Origin of the sequence: Corynebacterium sp. UMB6689 (assembly GCF_030215295.1) — a bacterium.
GTDB classification, from domain to species: domain Bacteria; phylum Actinomycetota; class Actinomycetes; order Mycobacteriales; family Mycobacteriaceae; genus Corynebacterium; species Corynebacterium aurimucosum.
Genome location: NZ_JASOLS010000021.1, coordinates 23,211 through 41,902 on the forward strand (window position 1 = coordinate 23,211; position 18,692 = coordinate 41,902).

An 18,692-nucleotide genomic window follows, 5' to 3' on the forward strand; every position below is an offset into this window, starting at 1 on the left:
CCCTGTGAAGGAAAGGTTCATTCCATGGTTGCTATCAACCGGCGCGCGAAAGCAGTGCTCGCTATTGTCTCAGCGGCAGCGATTGCTTTAGCGGGGTGCTCGCGCGGAAGTGGCGAGGACAGTGCGGGTGCGGACAGTGCTGAGGAGGTGCGCGTTGCCAGCCTGGGGCTCGGTGATGCCGATACCGTGCTGGCACTCGGAATCACTCCGGTTGCCGTAGCACCCTGGGGTTCGCAAGGCGACGGTGATGGCTCCGGCGTTGGCCCATGGGCGAAGGAACTTTTGGGTGACGCCCAGCCCGAGGTGATTTATAACACCGCTTCCGGTTTCACGGCAGAGGTTCTTGAACAGGTCACGGCCTCGGATCCCACGCAGATCATCGCCGTGAACCAAGCTGTGGATCAGGAGGCGAAGAAATCCCTCGAGGATATCGCCCCGCTGACCGTGAAGCCCGAAGGTTTCGAAGACTGGCAGATTCCCTGGGAGGAGCAAGTTAAGACCATCGCCTCTGCCGTGGATAAGGAAGAGGAGGGGGAGAAGCTCATTGACCAAGCAGAGGACGCCTTTGAGCAGTTCAAGGACTCCCACCCGGAGCTGCAGGGCAAGCGCGCAGCTATCGTCATGCCCTATGACGGGAAGCTGGGCCTCTACACAGCAGAAGACGGCCGCGGCCAGTTCATTGAGAACCTCGGCTTTGGCATTCCGCAGGAACTGCAGGGTGATGGTTCCAGCTTCTTCGTGGACTATGCCCCGGAAAACTACTCCCAGCTCAACAACGTGGACTACCTGTTCGTCTTGGATTACAACGGCGCGGCCGATGAACTCAAGAAGGACTCCACGTTCCAGGGCCTCGACGTGGTCAAGGATGGCCGTGTTCGCTACCTGGACACGGACACCGGCAATGCGATGAGCATGCCAAATCCGCTGACTATTCCGTGGGCCGTCGACAAGTTCGAAGAGAAGCTTTAAGTGCTCGCATTACCGAGGAAGGCTGAGGCTATCCACGGTGCTGCGGGTGCGCGCCACGGCGGTGAGACAGCCGCATTGGATTCGCGGGGGAGAAGCCGCGCACTGCTCACCACGGCCCTAGTTGTGTCGACCCTCCTCCTTTTGCTGTGCTCATTGGCGGTGGGCTCGAGGGCTATTCCGCTGCCGGATCTGTTGTCTGCGCTCCTCCGCGGAGGCGAAGCAGATATCGAGAACATCGTGTGGGATTTGCGTATTCCCCGCACGTTCGTGGCCTACTTTGCTGGTGCGGCCATCGCGGTATCGGGTGTAATCGCCCAGTCCTGGACTAGAAATCCCCTGGCCGATCCGGGCTTCATCGGTATCACCGCGGGAGCCTCGTTCCTGGTTGCCCTCGGGACGGCGCTAGGTGTCGCCACCTCAACCGGAATGCGGACCGCGCTCGCCCTCCTCGGCGCTGGCTTAGCCACGGCATTAGTGCTGGGCGTGTCCCGCAGGTTTCAGGATCCCCTGACGCTGGTTCTAGTCGGCGCAGGCGTTGCTGCCGCCTTGAGCTCTGGCGCCATGCTGATCGGTCTGTACTCCACGGATGTCCTCGACAGCATGCGCCGGTGGACCATCGGCTCCACGTTTGGGCGCGGCCCGGAGGATGTCGCCATCGCAGGTGCCGGATTGCTCATCGGGTTTATCATCGCCGCACGTGTGGCGCGCCCGCTCGATCTTCTGGCAATGGGGGAGGAATCCTCGGTTGCTTTAGGTGGCTCGCCCACGCTGACGCGGCGCGGTGCTGTCTTGAGCATCGTTGTCCTAGCAGGATGCGCTACCGCGGCGACGGGGCCCATTGCTTTCGTCGGATTCGCTATCCCCCATCTGCTGCGGCGGTTCACGGGGCCAGAAGTTACCGCGATGATTGCTCCTGCCGCATTGCTCGGTGGTTGCTCCGTACTCGCTGCAGATATTCTGGGCCGCCTCATCGCGGGTCCCTCTGAGCTGGAGATGTCCATCGTCTTGGCCTTTGTGGGCGCACCATTTCTCATCTGGGCAGTACACCGTGGGGAGCACAAGCTATGAGGGGGTTGCAGAAGGGGGACGTCGTCAAGCAACTGCGTTCCCAAGAGCGGCAGCGCCGGACATGGATATGGGCAGCGACCTGCTTCTTTGTTCTGGTCGCAGCAAGCTCCTATGTCCTCCTTTTGGGTCAGGGGCCTGTGGCCTTGAGTCCGGGGCGGGTCCTGGAGATTCTCAATGGCGGGGGAAGCCGTAGCGAAATTCGCGTTGTCTGGGACTTTCGCATGCCGGTAGCTCTAGCGACCCTCATTGTGGGTGCCGCGCTCGGACTGGCGGGGTCGTGGACGCAGTCAATGTCACGCAATCCGCTGGCCTCGCCCGACATTCTTGGCGTGACTGGTGGCGCGTCCGTCATGGTGGTCCTCGGAACGGTAGTCTCCCGGCCGCTGCTTGCCGACGGGCTCTCCATGTTCTGGTGGCGGGCTGGGCTCGCGTTGCTGGGTGCCGTGCTAGCAGCCATCCTGCTGGTGGCACTTGGGGGAATCGGCACGAGCAACCGCATCGTCATCGTCGGAATCGCGCTCTCCCTGCTGTTTCAAGCGCTGGTGGCGTATCTCTTGCGCGCAGCTGAGCTCCTCCGCGCGGCGCAATCGCAGCTGTGGCTGGCGGGAACCACGGGTTTCGTGCGGATGGAAGTCATTCTTCCTTTGCTCGTGGGGTTGACTCCTTTTGTGGTGCTTGGCCTGTGGCGTGCTCGGGAGTTGCCGCTCCTCGCACATGATGATCTCTCGGCTCTTTCCCTCGGGGTTAACATCACGCGAACACGCGCGCTCCTGTTGGTCGCAGCTACGGGCATCTGCGCGGTGACCGTATCCGTGGCCGGTCCCATTGGTTTCATCGCGCTTCTGGCCCCGCATGTGGGGCGCATTGTTGCCCGCACGCCCACGCCGGTGCCCCTAGTATCCTGCGCTGCCGGAGCCGCCTTGTTGAGTGTGTGCGCTGTCATTGCTGGAATGCTGCCGATGGACGCTCCCGTGGGCGCTGTCTCCTCCATCATCGGAGGTTGTGCCCTAGTCATCTTGGTGTGGAACGCCGCACGGCGGAGAGGATAAAAAGCTTGTGAAAGACAGAGAAATTACGGCCACCGGTATTCATGCCGGCTATAAGGACGGGGAAGATATCCTGTCCGGCGTTGAACTGGTGGCTCGCCCGGGTGAAATCACCACGCTTATTGGCCCTAATGGCTGCGGTAAGTCCACGTTGCTGAAGACCTTGTCCAAGATTCTTCGCCCGCGGCTGGGGCGCGTGCACATCGGCGAGCTAGACGTGCACGCCATGAGCCCGAAAGAAGCAGCTGCCCACGTGGCGCTTTTGCCGCAGCAGCCGACGGCGCCGGATGGGCTGCGGGTGGGCGAGCTCGTGGCGCGCGGCCGCTACCCGCACCTGGGCCGTGGTCGGGGCCTGTCCGCGAAGGACCGCGACATCATCGCGCAGGCCTGCGTGGAGACGGGCATTACGGACTTCATCGACCGTGACATCGCGGCGCTCTCGGGCGGCCAACGCCAGCGCGTGTGGCTGGCGCTTGCTTTGGCGCAGGACACGCCGGTGCTGCTTCTCGACGAACCCACCACCTTCCTCGACCCAGCCCACGCCATTAGCGTTTTAGAGCTCGTGCGCAAACAAGCCGACTCGGGGAAAACAGTCGTCGTCGTGTTGCACGATCTCATGTTGGCCGGTCAGTACTCCGACACCATGGTGGTCATGAACAATGGCGAGGTCATCGCGCAGGGAGCTCCCCGCCAAGCGTTGCGGAAAGACGTGCTGGCAGCCGCTTATGGCATCGATGTGGAAATCTGGGATGACCCGCGAGGTGACTCTCCGGTTATCGTTCCGCGTGGGGTGCTCGGTGACTAGACATGCTCATACACGAGCTCGAGTAGGAAACTCCCAGCGGAGCGATTTGGAGTTGTGGAAGGTCGGGTTGTAAAGTACCTAGCGAAGTTTGAACGGCCCGCTGAGGCCGAGTCAAAGTTCACCGAAGACCGTCGGTCATCCGGATACCCGGATCGAAGGTTCCTCATCCTAGAGGGCGGCCCACGCAGGAGACACTTTGCGAATGAGCGCGGATTTCCGCGCGCGCCCTGTGCTCTTGCACGGGGCTTTTGTTATTTCGGTTGTCGTTAACGACAACCGAGGTGGGAGAGGCCCCGGCGGAAAACACAAGAGATGTTTCGAAAGGAGGCGAAGTAGAAAATGGCAAACCCGAAGAACACCGCAGACCTGGCGGCACTGAAGGAGAAGCTCGAGGGTGCAAACTCCATCGTGCTTACCGAGTACCGTGGCCTGACCGTGGGTCAGCTCCAGGAGCTGCGTACCAACCTCGGCTTTGACGTTGAGTACTCCGTCGCCAAGAACACCCTTTTCAAGATCGCTGCCAACGAAGCTGGCATCGAGGGTCTTGACGAGCACCTGACTGGCCCGACCGCTATTGCGTTCATCAAGGGCGAGGCAGTGGATGCTGCGAAGGTCATCACCAAGTTCGCTGATGACAACAAGGCACTCGTTATCAAGGGTGGCTACATGGACGGCAACGCTCTGTCTGCCGACCAGGTTGAGGCCATCGCCAAGCTGGACAACCGCGAGACCACCCTCGCAAAGCTGGCTGGCGCCATGAAGGGTTCTATGGCAAAGGCTGCCGCCGTATTCAACGCTCCTGCAACCAAGATGGTCCGCACCGCTGCGGCCCTGCAGGACAAGAAAGCTGCGGAAGCTTAAGACGCCACTTACAGGCGCACAACTTAAACACACACACTTATCTGGCTGCCTAGCGCGGCCAGGAACAATGAGAAAGGATGCCAATCATGGCTAAGCTCACCAAGGACGAGCTCATTGAAGCTTTCAAGGAAATGACCCTCATCGAGCTCTCCGAGTTCGTCAAGGAGTTCGAGGAGGTCTTCGACGTTGAGGCCGCCGCTCCGGTTGCTGCTGTTGCTGCTGGTGCCCCGGCTGCCGGCGGTGCCGCTGAGGAAGAGAAGACCGAGTTTGACGTCGTTCTGACCGACGCTGGCGCTAAGAAGATCGGCGTTATTAAGGCTGTCCGCGAGATCGTCTCCGGCCTGGGCCTGAAGGAAGCTAAGGAGCTCGTTGAGGGTGCTCCGAAGGCTATCCTCGAGGGTGCTTCCAAGGACGACGCTGACGCTGCTAAGGCTAAGCTCGAAGAGGCTGGCGCTTCCGTCGAGCTCAAGTAATTCACCTGAATTACTCAGCTTTCCTGCGCAGCACACTCGCTGCGCGCCAACAACCCCGTTCCGCTTTCCTGCGGTGCGGGGTTGTTCCCGTTTTGCCGGAACCCCGATGGCCCGGCGGATTCTAAACATTTCGTGTCAAGTCTTGACACTAGGGTCAAAAAGAGACACTATTGGAGTGTGCAATTTCGGCGTAGAAGTCTCGAGCGGTTCCATCAGGATGGTGTGCCGCCGCGATATATTCCATCGGAATTGCGCTCGGTAGTGCGCCGCAAGTTACTTATGATTGGGCGGTCTGTAAATGTCACGGACCTTCGGATTCCACCAGCAAACCGGTTGGAGCGGCTCAAGGGTGACCTTGGTGGTTACTACTCAATTCGCGTCAACTCGCAGTGGCGCATCATATTCAAGTGGACACCCGAAGGAGCTGTTGACGTTGACTTTATCGACTACCACTGACGCGCATACTCATGTTGATGTTGTTCCCGTTCCGCATCCTGGAGAAGTCCTTCTCCTAGAATTCCTCAAACCCTGCGGTATCACCCAGTATCGCCTGGCCAACGACATTGGCACTACTCGTTCCCAAGTTTCCAAAATCACTCGCGGTGCGCTCGGTATCAGTGCCGATATGGCTTTGCGTTTGTCGGCCTACTTTGGGAATTCCGCGGAGTTCTGGCTCGGGCTTCAAGAGGAATACGATCTGTGGAAAGCTCGCCAGACTACGGATGTCAGCGCCATCGTCCCGTGGAATCACAAAGAAGAAGCCGACTCTCACTCATAGAAACAGATAACTTGCGCTCAATGCGAGGTAAGGGTCGCCCCGCAGCGCCCCATAAATCTGAAACGCACCCTCCAGGGAAATGTGTTTTGAACAAACGAGTCGGTAGGATAAGCCACCATGCTGCCCAAGTCCCGCATCTTCTCCGTCCTCCTGCTCGGCCTTGGCGTTGCGCTGATCGCAGCTGGCCTAGCGGCTTCGAGCTTCTTGAGCTTTAGCCCGCGCCTGCCGCTGGATATCAAGGACACTACGTGGACGATGCAGGATGAGAATGCCACTGGGCAGGCACTGTCCGCAGAGGGTGTTACGCAATACGAGGAGCCGATGACCTATCAGCTCAACCTGGACATCCAGGACCCGGCGGACAAGGACACGGCGACGCTGCGGGTGGGGGAGTCAGCCATCCGTGGCGGCACCGGCAATGTGGAGGACTTAAGCTTTGCGCGCGTGTGGAATTATCCCGTCGACCGCCTCAGCGGTGAGGCCACGGGTCCGGCGGCGCTCTCCCACACCATGGGCTCGCCCACGGCGGAGGTCCCAATCGAGGGCTACTGGCTGAAGCTGCCTGCTGATGCCGAGCAGACCACCTACCCGGTCTTTGACCCGGTCCTGCGCAAGGCAGCGGATGCCGTCTTTGAGGAATCCCTCGACATCGATGGTCGCACGGTCTACCGCTACCACCAGGAGGTTGAGCCCACCAATGTGGCTACCCTTTATGCCGGGAACACGACTACCACGCTGAGCAATGAAGATGGCTCCACCGAGCAGGGCTACCTCTTCCACGCCGCAACCCGGGACCTCTTTGTAGACCAAGCCACCGGACTCGTCGTGGGCATGGACGTCGATATCAAGGACTACTGGGCCGACCGCGAGGGCAACGAGCGCGAGGTGCAGTTCGCCTTCAACGGTGCCACTGATGAGGAATCCCGCGCGGAGCTGCTCCAGCAAGCAGAGCGCTTCCCGCGGAGTGCTGTGGGGCAGTGGGTGCGCTGGGGTGGCGTCGGCATCGGCGCCCTTCTGGTGCTGCTCGGAGCGCTGGGCGCTTTCCGCCGTCCCGCCAGCCGTCACTCTCGCTAGCCGCGCGTGCGAATCTCCGCAGCGACACGCCGACGGCACGTTTCGCCTTTACAAGGCTGCCATTATGCTATAGGCTATTTCGTTGCGCTGGAATCTGGATCTTTAGTGCACATTTAGCCTTTCGAGCGGTGATGGTAAAACCGACTTGACAAGGTGATTTTGTGCATTCTAAACCCAGTCATTCCACAGCAGACCGAATGCTAAATCTACCAGCGGTTTTGCACCTCACCGGCCAGGGTGGGGCCGCAATCCGCCAGAGGTACTGGAAGGACCCATCTTGGCAGTCTCCCGCCAGACCAAGTCAGTGGCCAACATCCCTGGAGCCCCGAAGCGATACTCCTTCGCTAAAATCAGCGAGCCTATCGCTGTCCCGGGCCTCCTCGATCTACAACTCGATTCTTACGCGTGGCTCATCGGCACCCCCGAGTGGCGCGAGCGCGAGCAGGCAGAGCGCGGCGAAGACGCACGCGTGACGAGCGGCCTTGAGGATATCCTCGAGGAGCTTTCTCCGATCCAGGATTACTCGGGCAACATGTCCCTGTCCCTGTCGGAGCCTCGCTTCGAGCCGGTGAAGAACACCGTGGACGAGTGCAAAGAGAAGGACATCAACTACTCGGCGCCACTGTATGTCACCGCAGAATTCATCAATAACGACACCCAGGAGATTAAGTCCCAGACCGTCTTCATCGGCGACTTCCCGATGATGACCGATAAGGGCACCTTCATCGTCAACGGCACCGAGCGCGTTATCGTTTCGCAGCTCGTGCGTTCCCCGGGTGTCTACTTCGACCAGACCATCGACAAGTCCACCGAGCGCCCGCTGCACTCCGTGAAGGTGATTCCTTCCCGCGGTGCATGGTTGGAGTTTGACGTCGACAAGCGCGACACCGTCGGCGTTCGTATCGACCGCAAGCGCCGCCAGCCGGTCACCGTGTTGCTCAAGGCCCTGGGGTGGAGCGAAGAGCAGATCAAGGAGCGCTTCGGCTTCTCCGAGCTCATGATGTCCACCCTTGAGTCCGATGGCGTGGCCAACACCGATGAGGCTCTGCTGGAGATCTACCGCAAGCAGCGCCCAGGCGAGCAGCCCACGCGTGACCTCGCACAGGCACTGCTGGATAACTCCTTCTTCCGCGCCAAGCGCTATGACCTGGCCAAGGTGGGCCGCTACAAGGTCAACCGCAAGCTCGGCCTGGGCGGAGACCACGATGGTCTGATGACCCTGACCGAGGAAGACATCGCCGTCACCCTCGAGTACCTCGTGCGCCTGCACGCCGGCGAGCGTGAGATGAAGGCCCCGAACGGTGAGATGATCTCCATCCACACCGACGACATCGACCACTTTGGTAACCGTCGTCTGCGTACCGTCGGCGAGCTCATTCAGAACCAGGTCCGCGTGGGCCTGTCCCGCATGGAGCGCGTCGTCCGCGAGCGCATGACCACCCAGGACGCCGAGTCGATTACCCCGACTTCCCTGATCAACGTCCGTCCGGTTTCTGCTGCCATCCGCGAGTTCTTCGGTACCTCCCAGCTCTCGCAGTTCATGGACCAGAACAACTCCCTGTCCGGCCTGACCCACAAGCGCCGCCTGTCCGCGCTGGGCCCGGGCGGTCTGTCCCGTGAGCGCGCCGGCATTGAGGTGCGAGACGTTCACGCTTCGCACTACGGCCGCATGTGCCCGATTGAGACGCCGGAAGGTCCGAACATTGGCCTGATCGGTTCGCTGGCTTCCTACGCCCGTGTCAACGCTTTCGGCTTCATCGAGACCCCGTACCGCAAGGTTGTGGACGGCAAGGTCACCGACCAGGTGGAGTACCTCACTGCCGATGAAGAGGATCGCTTCGCTATCGCGCAGGCTGAGGTTGAGAAGGATGCCGACGGCACCCTGACCGGCGACCGCATCGAGGTCCGCCTCAAGGATGGCGATATCGGTGTGACCGACGCCTCCGGCGTGGACTACGTTGACGTGTCCCCGCGTCAGATGGTCTCCGTGGCAACCGCCATGATTCCGTTCCTTGAGCACGACGATGCTAACCGTGCGCTCATGGGCGCGAACATGCAGCGCCAGGCCGTGCCGCTGGTTCGCTCCGAGGCCCCGTACGTGGGCACCGGTATGGAGCAGCGCGCTGCCTACGATGCTGGTGACCTCATCATCACCCCAAAGGCGGGCGTGGTGGAGAACGTCACCGCGGACCTCATCACCATCATGGATGACGAGGGCCAGCGCGATACTTACATGCTGCGCAAGTTCGAGCGCACCAACCAGAACACCAACTACAACCAGACTCCGCTGGTCTCCCTGGGTGACCGTGTGGAGGCAGGCCAGGTGCTTGCCGACGGCCCCGGTACCCACAACGGTGAGATGTCCCTCGGCCGCAACCTGCTGGTTGCCTTCATGCCGTGGGAAGGCCACAACTACGAGGACGCCATCATCCTCAACCAGCGCATCGTGGAGGAAGACATCCTCACCTCGATCCACATCGAGGAGCACGAGATCGATGCTCGCGATACCAAGCTGGGCCCGGAGGAGATCACCCGCGAGATCCCGAACGTCTCCGATGACGTTCTGCGTGACCTCGACGAGCGCGGCATCGTCCGCATCGGTGCTGACGTCCGCGCGGGCGACATCCTGGTAGGTAAGGTCACCCCGAAGGGTGAGACCGAGCTGACCCCGGAGGAGCGCCTCCTGCGCGCCATCTTCGGTGAGAAGGCCCGCGAGGTGCGCGATACCTCCATGAAGGTGCCGCACGGTGAGACCGGTAAGGTCATCGGCGTCTCCCGCTTCTCCCGCGAGGATGATGACGATCTGGCCCCGGGCGTCAACGAAATGATCCGCGTCTACGTGGCTCAGAAGCGCAAGATCCAGGACGGCGATAAGCTCGCCGGCCGCCACGGTAACAAGGGCGTTGTGGGCAAGATTCTCCCGCCGGAGGATATGCCGTTCATGGAGGATGGCACCCCGGTGGACATCATCCTCAACACCCACGGTGTGCCGCGTCGTATGAACATCGGCCAGGTTCTCGAGGTTCACCTCGGCTGGCTGGCACACGCCGGTTGGAAGATCGACACTGAGGACCCGGCCAACGCTGAGCTGCTCAAGACCCTGCCGGAAGAGCTGTACGACGTCCCGCCGGAGTCTCTCACCGCAACCCCGGTCTTCGACGGTGCCACCAACGAGGAGATCTCTCGTCTGCTGGCTTCCTCCAAGCCGAACCGCGATGGTGACGTCATGGTGGATGAGCACGGCAAGGCCCGCCTCTTCGACGGCCGCTCCGGCGAGCCCTACCTGTACCCGGTTTCCGTCGGCTACATGTACATGCTCAAGCTGCACCACCTCGTCGACGAGAAGATTCACGCCCGCTCCACCGGTCCGTACTCCATGATTACCCAGCAGCCGCTGGGTGGTAAGGCACAGTTCGGTGGCCAGCGCTTCGGTGAGATGGAGGTGTGGGCAATGCAGGCATACGGCGCTGCCTACACCCTGCAGGAGCTTCTGACCATCAAGTCCGATGACGTGGTCGGCCGCGTCAAGGTCTACGAGGCCATTGTCAAGGGTGACAACATCCCGGATCCGGGCATCCCGGAGTCCTTCAAGGTCCTCCTCAAGGAGCTGCAGTCCCTCTGCCTGAACGTGGAGGTTCTCTCCACCGACGGCACCCCGATGGAACTGTCCGGCTCCGACGATGACGACATGGACGGCGCTCCGTCCCTGGGCATTAACCTGTCCCGCGACGAGCGCTCCGACGCAGACATCGCCTAGCTTCTTGGTCCGCCGCCTATCAACAGCGGCGGGCATAACGAAACACCACCTACATTCAAAGCCATCAACTTCCCCCTGACGGGGGATGAAAGGGAGACATTACGTGTTTGACGTAAATCTCTTCGACGAGCTCCGCATCGGGCTGGCCACCGCAGAGGACATCCGTCGCTGGTCCAAGGGCGAGGTCAAGAAACCCGAAACCATTAATTACCGCACCCTCAAGCCGGAGAAGGACGGCCTCTTCTGTGAGCGCATCTTCGGCCCGACCCGTGACTGGGAGTGTGCCTGCGGTAAGTACAAGCGCGTGCGCTACAAGGGCATCATCTGTGAGCGCTGTGGCGTCGAGGTGACCAAGTCCAAGGTGCGCCGTGAGCGCATGGGTCACATCGAGCTGGCCGCGCCGGTTACCCACATCTGGTACTTCAAGGGCGTTCCTTCCCGCCTGGGCTACCTGCTGGACCTGGCTCCGAAGGACCTTGAGCGCATCATCTACTTCGCCGCCAACATCATCACCTCCGTGGACGAGGAAGCTCGCCACAATGACCAGTCCACTCTGGAAGCAGAAATGCTGCTGGAGAAGAAGGACGTGGAGGATGACGTCGAGGCAGAGATCGCTGAGCGCGCTGCCAAGCTCGAGCAGGATCTGGCCGAGCTGGAGGCCGTCGGCGCTAAGGCCGACGCCCGCCGCAAGGTCCAGAACGCTGCCGACAAGGAGATGCAGCACATCCGCGAGCGCGGTGAGCGCGAGGTTGCTCGCCTCGATGAAATCTGGAATACCTTCATCAAGCTGGCTCCGAAGCAGATGATCATCGATGAGACCATCTACGAAGAGCTGGTTGACCGCTACGAGGATTACTTCACCGGCGGCATGGGTGCTGAGGCTATCCAGACCCTGATCCGCAACTTCGACCTCGAGGCTGAGGCCGAGGAGCTCAAGGAGATCATTAACAACGGCAAGGGCCAGAAGAAGATGCGTGCCCTTAAGCGCCTGAAGGTTGTTGCAGCCTTCCTGCGCTCGGGCAATGACCCGGCCGGTATGGTCCTGGATGCTATCCCGGTGATCCCGCCGGAGCTGCGCCCGATGGTGCAGCTGGACGGTGGCCGCTTCGCTACCTCCGACCTCAACGACCTCTACCGTCGCGTGATCAACCGCAACAACCGCCTCAAGCGCATGATCGACCTCGGTGCTCCCGAGATCATTGTGAACAACGAGAAGCGCATGCTGCAGGAGTCCGTTGACGCGCTCTTCGACAACGGCCGTCGCGGCCGTCCGGTCACCGGCCCGGGTAACCGCCCGCTGAAGTCCCTGTCTGACCTGCTCAAGGGTAAGCAGGGCCGCTTCCGCCAGAACCTGCTGGGTAAGCGCGTGGACTACTCCGGCCGTTCCGTGATTATCGTTGGTCCGCAGCTCAAGCTGCACGAGTGTGGTCTGCCGAAGCTCATGGCACTGGAGCTGTTTAAGCCCTTCGTCATGAAGCGCCTCGTGGAAAACGACTACGCGCAAAACATCAAGTCCGCTAAGCGCATGGTGGAGCGCCAGCGCTCCGAGGTGTGGGACGTCCTCGAAGAGGCCATTTCCGAGCACCCGGTGATGCTGAACCGCGCACCTACCCTGCACCGCCTGGGTATCCAGGCCTTCGAGCCGAAGCTCGTCGAGGGTAAGGCCATTCAGCTGCACCCGTTGGCTTGTGAGGCTTTCAACGCTGACTTCGACGGTGACCAGATGGCAGTCCACCTGCCCCTGTCCGCCGAGGCACAGGCTGAGGCACGTGTGCTGATGTTGGCTTCCAACAACATTCTGTCCCCGGCCTCCGGTAAGCCGCTGGCTATGCCGCGCCTGGATATGGTTACCGGCCTGTACTACCTCACCATGGACAAGGCCGAGGACGAGATCGGCGGTGAGGGTCGTTACCAGCCCGCCACCGAAGACCGTCCGGAGCAGGGCGTGTACTCCTCCTACGCGGAGGCCATCATGGCTCGTGACCGCGGTGTCCTGGGCCTGCAGGCCCCGATCAAGGTGCGCATCTCTCACCTGCGTCCGCCATCAGACATTGAGGCAGAGCAGTTCCCGGATGGTTGGCAGAAGGGCCAGGCTTGGCTCGCTGAGACCACCCTGGGCCGCATCATGTTCAATGACCTGCTGCCGTGGAACTACCCGTACCTCGAGGGCGTCATGGTCCGTAAGGGCGGCGCCGGCAACAAGATGCTGCTGGGTGACGTCATTAATGACCTCGCCGCGAAGTACCCGATGATCACCGTTGCCCAGGTTCTGGACAAGATGAAGGACGCGGGCTTCTACTGGTCCACCCGTTCCGGCGTGACCATCACCATGCACGACGTTCTGGTTCTGCCGAACAAGACCGAGGTCCTCGAGTCTTATGAGAAGGAAGCAGAGCGCATTGAGCGCAAGTACTGGGAGCAGGGTGCCCTGACCGAGCGCGAGCGCTACGACCGCCTGGTGGAGCTGTGGAAGGATGCCACGGACACCGTGGGTAACGCCGTCGAGGAGATGTACCCCGACGACAACCCGATTCCGATGATCGTGAAGTCCGGTGCTGCCGGTAACATGCGTCAGATCTGGACCCTGGCCGGCATGAAGGGCATGGTTGTGAACTCCAAGGGTGACTACATCACCCGTCCGATTAAGACCTCCTTCCGCGAGGGCCTGTCGGTTCTGGAGTACTTCAACAACTCGCACGGTTCCCGTAAGGGGCTGGCGGATACCGCTCTGCGTACCGCTGACTCCGGCTACCTCACCCGTCGTCTGGTGGACGTGGCGCAGGACGTCATCGTCCGCGAGGAGGACTGTGGCACCCGCCAGGGCGTGCGCGTCCCGCTCGGCGTCGAGGTTGCCCCTGGCTCCTACGACCTGCACGAGCTGTGGGAGACCTCCGCCTCCGGCCGCGTCGTGGCTAACGACGTCAAGGATGAAAACGGCGAGGTCATCGCTGAGGCAGGCACCGACCTGACTGAGGAACTCAGCCGCACGATCGTCAACGCTGGTGTTCTGGAAATCAAGGTCCGCTCCGTGCTGACCTGCCAGACCCCGGCCGGTGTCTGTGCCAAGTGCTACGGCAAGTCCATGGCCTCCGGCCAGCTGGTCGATATCGGCGAGGCCGTCGGCATCGTGGCCGCGCAGTCCATTGGTGAGCCGGGTACCCAGCTGACCATGCGTACCTTCCACCAGGGTGGTGTCGGTGGCGATATTACCGGTGGTCTGCCGCGTGTTCAGGAGCTCTTCGAGGCCCGTAACCCGAAGAACCGTGCTCCTATCGCTTCCGTCGACGGCACCGTCTCCCTGTCGGATGAGGGTAACTTCTGGACGCTGACCATCACCCCGGATGATGGCTCCGACAACGTCGTTTACGAGAAGCTGTCGAAGCGCCAAGGCCTGGCTCAGGTCCGCCGCCCGATGGAGTCCAACCCGGATGCGATGATTGAGCGCTCCCTGCGCGACGGTGACCACGTCAGCACCGGTGACCGCCTCATGCGTGGTGCGGCTGACCCGCACGACGTGCTGGAGGTCCTCGGCCGCCGTGGTGTGGAGAAGCACCTCATCGACGAGGTCCAGGCTGTCTACCGTGCACAGGGTGTGGCCATCCACGACAAGCACATCGAGATCATCATCCGCCAGATGCTGCGTCGCGGTACCGTCATCGACGCTGGTACCACCGACCTGCTGCCGGGCAACCTCATTGACCTCTCTGAGGCCAAGCAGGTTAACGCCGCACAGGTCGCTGAGGGCGGCCAGCCGGCTCAGCTGCGCAGTGAGATCATGGGTATTACCAAGGCCTCCCTGGCTACGGAGTCCTGGCTGTCCGCTGCCTCCTTCCAGGAGACCACGCGCGTGCTTACCGACGCCGCCATCAACAAGCGCTCCGATCAGCTCATTGGTCTGAAGGAGAACGTCATCATCGGTAAGCTGATCCCGGCCGGTACGGGTATTTCCCGCTACCGCAACATCAGCGTGAAGCCGACTGAGGCCGCACGCAATGCTGCGTACTCCATCCCGACCTACGGTGATTCCATCTACGGCGACGATGGCTTCGGTGAGTTCACCGGCGCTTCCGTCCCGCTGGAGGAGGACTACACGTTCTAGGACCTAGTCCTTAGCCCTTGAACACCAAAGGGAAACCAAAAAGCCCGCACTTCACGCACCACACACTGGTGGGGAAGAGGTGCGGGTCTTTTTGGTATCCGGGATTATTTGGCTTTGCTTAGAATAGCGCTAACGGCATAGCCAAAAACAGCTTTACTAGACCAGCCTCAATCGACCCCGTACTCCAATCAAGAAGGGCCGTAACCATGACCCAGCCCAACAAGAAAATCCACGATTCGACTTCATCCTCGCGCGCGACTGCCGAAAGCAGCAAGGCATGGACAGGGATTGACGCCCTTGTTGTCATGGGTTTCTCCCTCATGGGCGCATTGCTGCTGTGGGGCAAAGCAGCGATTTTTCAACGAGTGGCAGAGGGGGAGGATATGCCCCTCAGTTGGGAGAATCTGATGGTTCTACTCTCTGCCTTATGGGTGCTGCAGTTTATGGGTGCTCTGTGCGCGGCCTTGACCACCCGCAAGCCGGGTGCGGCCTTCGTGGGCTATGTCATGACCGTTATTTTGTGCCGTGCGTTGGTTGGGAGCTTTGATCAGTTGGGGTGGCCAACAATCATCGCGACGGGCTTGGTCACGGAAGCGGCCTTTTTCGCCTTCAAATACACGCGCTTCACTATTCTCAGCGGGGCACTCGCTGGCGCTGCGGCTGTGTTAGTTACCGGAATCGCCACCTTCGTCACCCGCGACCTCGCTCCCGGTGATGCCGCGATTCAGTTCCGCGCCGAAGTTATTCAGTTCCTCGTTACCATCGTGACCGTGGCGCCGGTGTCCTACCTACTCGCCATAGCGGTGCGGTCGGCGTTCTATAAAACTTCTTAGGTTTGAACCTCAGGTTGATACCCCCGCCAGTCCCCCTCAAGAAGGGGACTGGCGGGAAACTTATTTAAGTCCTGAATTCCCAACCTAAGGAAACCCGTGAACGCCATGAACATTGGAACCGGCTGTGGCCTGCAGATTTACAGGTTTTAGGAGTCGGAATACCTGTGACATGCATGGACAACGTTAACCGCAAGCGAATTTAGCTCTTGCGGAGAGTGGCGGGGGGGGTAACGTCTCAGCTTGAGTCCAGTCTGCCTTCAGGAATGCTTAAGAGGCTTCGAAATCTGACCTAGGACAGCAGTTGACCCATTCCCTAATTGTTCTCATGAAAGGATTCTTCATGAATTTGAAGAGTTTTAATGGTTCCGCTCGTCGTCGCGGTACGACGATTGCAGCCGCAGCGCTCTCCGTGGCGATGGTTGCGCCCTTCGTACATCCAATCGCGTCCCCACAGACCGCTGCAGTAGCTCAGGCACAGGAGTCTGATGCGCCTGCTTCCAACGCTAATGTGATTGAGGCAGATGCCATCGCCAATGGATACATTGGTTCTGCAACCGACATGACAAACGCAAAGTCGACATTGTCTGGTCGCGCCTACATCGATGATGGGTCGGGCTTTGGTCCAACCGATGCAGGAAACCTTCCAGTACCGGAAGGAACCACTGTTTACATGCAGTGGATTGATAAAGATGGTGCTGTTTCCCCGGTATATTCTGCAAAGACCTCCAACCAACTGAGCAGCGACAAGACCTCTCAGGCGGGCCCAGGTGCGTATGCATTCGATTTGCGCGAGCCGTGGACGGATGTTCACGGTAAGGACCACACCTATACTGCTAGTGCTAAGCAGTATTACAAGCTTTGGATCAACCCTTTTACTGATGAGCGCAACGGTGCGACAGTTGTTCCTTTCCGACAGGTTGGTGGATTCTTCCCTGGTGCCTTCAGGAATTCGGCTGGTGCTAGCCAGCAAGGAGCATGGAATACTATCGGCACCAACATGCAGCGCACTTCGGTCTTAATGCAGAATGAGGGGGATACCTCTTATATGCATAAGCCAAAGGCGGAGTGGGTAAAGGATACAGAGGAAACCCTGCCGAACCAATCAGGCAACCTCGGCATGAAGAACCACGTGGGTGGACGTGTCTGGCTTGAGACTCGCGACGTTCGCGTTGACGGGCCGGATATGACTGGTAGCGATGTTGCTGCTGCCGGTTTCAACGTGGTGATGAGTGTTCTCACACCAGAGGGCATCGGAGAATATGCGGCAAAGGTTGAGACTCTTCCGCTGGCGCAACAGCAGGCTGCCGCGAAGCAGCTGCTAGAGGAGCACCCAGAGTACATCGCAGAGACGGTAACCACCAAGGTTGGAGAGGATGGTTACTACTCGGTCAAGTTCTCGGATGGGAAGCTGACGAACGAGTCGAAGAAATACCTCTACGCCCATGTAGAGTCCCCTGATGGTAAGCCTATGATCGGCTACTCAGGTTGGCGTCTGCCTCTGTACCAGAGCCCAACGGCAAACGGCGCGCGTAACCCCAACCCAATTGCCGCGCAAAACCTGGTTGCTAACCCAATGTGGTACAATGTGAACTTTGCGCTGGTGCCTAGGCATAACGTGTCGCTGGATATCACCAACTACGACATGACCGAGAACCCTGCTCGCGCAGGCGACACGCCGGCTTTGGATGTCAAGGGGCCGTTCCCTGTAACTCCTAACAAGATCGTTTGGAAGAAGAACGGCGAGGAATTCAAGACCTGTGAGGGCATCACTTCTGAGGCAGAGGCTAATAAGTGTGTATTTGTCGTTCCTGAGGACGCGGTTAAGGGCGATGTTTTCACCGCTGAGTTTGTCACCGGTGATAATACGGTGATTGCTGCTGACTCTTTCGTGGTAACGGATAAGCCTTATGCTGAAGAACTCGAGCCGGAGTACGGGGGCAAGAAGGTTGTCCCGGGTACCCCGGTAGAGTCTGAGCCTACGTTTAAGAAGCAGGACGAAAACGGCAACGTCACTGACGAGACCGTCAAGACCCCAGAAGGGTCTAAGTTCTCGATTCCGGATGATTTCAAGGTTCCGGAGGGCTACACCGTCGACATCGACGAGTCAACTGGCAAGGTGACGGTTGATGCTGACCCGGAGAAGCTCAATAAGGATACGGTTGAGGAATTTGAGGTTCCGGTAACTGTTGAGTATCCGGATGGCTCTAAGGATGACGCTAAGGCGAAGTTCGAGCTGGATACCGATGGTGACGGCACACCTGACTCCAAGGATGATGACGACGATGGTGATGGCGTCTCCGATGAGGATGAGAAGGATAAGGGCACTAACCCTAAGGATAAGGGCGAGTTTCCGATGACTCCGCTGGATCCGGCGGAGGATACCACTAGTGCTACTGTTGAGCCTTCTTATGGGGATGTGGCTGTGACGCCGGAGAAGCCGGCTGTTTCTAAGCCGACCTTCAAGGAGGAGGATTCTGAAGGTAACGTCACCGATAAGACGGTCGATACACCGGAAGGGTCTGAGTTCTCGATTCCGGGTAATTTCACCGCTCCGGAGGGCTACACGGTCGAGGTTGATCCGGATACCGGTGATGTGACTGTGACCGTGGATAAGGACAAGCTCAATAAGGATACGGTTGAGGAATTTGAGGTTCCGGTAACTGTTGAGTATCCGGATGGCTCTAAGGATGACGCTAAGGCGAAGTTCGAGCTGGATACCGATGGTGACGGCACACCTGACTCCAAGGATGATGACGACGATGGTGATGGCGTCTCCGATGAGGATGAGAAGGATAAGGGCACTAACCCTAAGGATAAGGGCGAGTTCCCTGCTACTCCGCTAGAGCCGGGAACGAAGAACCCTGATTGGGATAACACTTCGACTACTCCGGATAAGCCGGTTGAGATTCCGAATACCGGTGGTTCGGTT

General features: G+C 59.9%; 13 protein-coding genes. All 13 read left to right on the plus strand.

The genetic code is table 11. From position 1 onward, the window contains the following. The first annotated feature begins 24 nt into the window (after positions 1–24). A complete protein-coding gene (locus QP363_RS10720; protein ID WP_284764536.1) occupies positions 25–969 on the plus strand; it encodes an ABC transporter substrate-binding protein in 945 nt (314 codons plus the stop codon). Then, positions 970–2,037: an iron ABC transporter permease gene (locus tag QP363_RS10725; protein WP_284764537.1), complete on the plus strand. Its 1,068-nt coding sequence runs from the start codon at positions 970–972 to the stop codon at positions 2,035–2,037. Next, positions 2,034–3,086: an iron chelate uptake ABC transporter family permease subunit gene (locus QP363_RS10730; protein WP_284764538.1), complete on the plus strand. Its 1,053-nt coding sequence runs from the start codon at positions 2,034–2,036 to the stop codon at positions 3,084–3,086. The genes QP363_RS10725 and QP363_RS10730 overlap by 4 nt, the downstream gene beginning before the upstream one ends. 7 nt (positions 3,087–3,093) lie before the next feature. Continuing rightward, positions 3,094–3,888: an ABC transporter ATP-binding protein gene (locus tag QP363_RS10735; RefSeq protein ID WP_284764540.1), complete on the plus strand. Its 795-nt coding sequence runs from the start codon at positions 3,094–3,096 to the stop codon at positions 3,886–3,888. Between the two features lie 339 nt (positions 3,889–4,227). Continuing rightward, positions 4,228–4,749, plus strand: coding sequence for a 50S ribosomal protein L10 (rplJ, locus tag QP363_RS10740; protein ID WP_070644693.1), 522 nt, complete (start codon positions 4,228–4,230; stop codon positions 4,747–4,749). A gap of 86 nt (positions 4,750–4,835) precedes the next feature. Continuing rightward, positions 4,836–5,222 carry a 50S ribosomal protein L7/L12 gene (rplL, locus tag QP363_RS10745; protein ID WP_046647762.1) on the plus strand — a complete coding sequence of 129 codons (387 nt, stop codon included), beginning with the start codon at positions 4,836–4,838 and terminating at the stop codon, positions 5,220–5,222. A gap of 222 nt (positions 5,223–5,444) precedes the next feature. Beyond that, a complete protein-coding gene (locus QP363_RS13735) occupies positions 5,445–5,678 on the plus strand; it encodes a type II toxin-antitoxin system RelE/ParE family toxin (protein WP_246815784.1) in 234 nt (77 codons plus the stop codon). Beyond that, positions 5,656–6,000: a HigA family addiction module antitoxin gene (locus QP363_RS10755; protein ID WP_186312136.1), complete on the plus strand. Its 345-nt coding sequence runs from the start codon at positions 5,656–5,658 to the stop codon at positions 5,998–6,000. The genes QP363_RS13735 and QP363_RS10755 overlap by 23 nt, the downstream gene beginning before the upstream one ends. A 117-nt stretch (positions 6,001–6,117) precedes the next feature. Then, a complete protein-coding gene (locus QP363_RS10760; protein WP_216382057.1) occupies positions 6,118–7,074 on the plus strand; it encodes a DUF3068 domain-containing protein in 957 nt (318 codons plus the stop codon). Between the two features lie 277 nt (positions 7,075–7,351). Continuing rightward, positions 7,352–10,831, plus strand: a complete 3,480-nt coding sequence (locus QP363_RS10765) for a DNA-directed RNA polymerase subunit beta (protein ID WP_070448029.1) — start codon at positions 7,352–7,354, stop codon at positions 10,829–10,831. Between the two features lie 103 nt (positions 10,832–10,934). Next, positions 10,935–14,930 (plus strand): DNA-directed RNA polymerase subunit beta', encoded by a 3,996-nt coding sequence (locus QP363_RS10770; RefSeq protein WP_284764547.1) that lies wholly within the window; start codon positions 10,935–10,937, stop codon positions 14,928–14,930. 206 nt (positions 14,931–15,136) lie between these two features. Beyond that, a complete protein-coding gene (locus QP363_RS10775; RefSeq protein ID WP_284764549.1) occupies positions 15,137–15,763 on the plus strand; it encodes an ECF transporter S component in 627 nt (208 codons plus the stop codon). A 340-nt stretch (positions 15,764–16,103) separates the two neighbouring features. Next, positions 16,104–18,692: YPDG domain-containing protein (locus tag QP363_RS10780; RefSeq protein WP_284764551.1), on the plus strand; the 2,589-nt coding region annotated here is incomplete at its 3' end.

Coding starts and splice junctions, on each gene's coding strand:
- QP363_RS10730 (WP_284764538.1), top strand. CDS start 2,034: ATGAGGGGGTTGCAGAAGGGGGACGTCGTCAAGCAACTGCGTTCCCAA.
- rplJ (WP_070644693.1), top strand. CDS start 4,228: ATGGCAAACCCGAAGAACACCGCAGACCTGGCGGCACTGAAGGAGAAG.
- QP363_RS10775 (WP_284764549.1), top strand. CDS start 15,137: ATGACCCAGCCCAACAAGAAAATCCACGATTCGACTTCATCCTCGCGC.
- QP363_RS10760 (WP_216382057.1), top strand. CDS start 6,118: ATGCTGCCCAAGTCCCGCATCTTCTCCGTCCTCCTGCTCGGCCTTGGC.
- QP363_RS10720 (WP_284764536.1), top strand. CDS start 25: ATGGTTGCTATCAACCGGCGCGCGAAAGCAGTGCTCGCTATTGTCTCA.
- rplL (WP_046647762.1), top strand. CDS start 4,836: ATGGCTAAGCTCACCAAGGACGAGCTCATTGAAGCTTTCAAGGAAATG.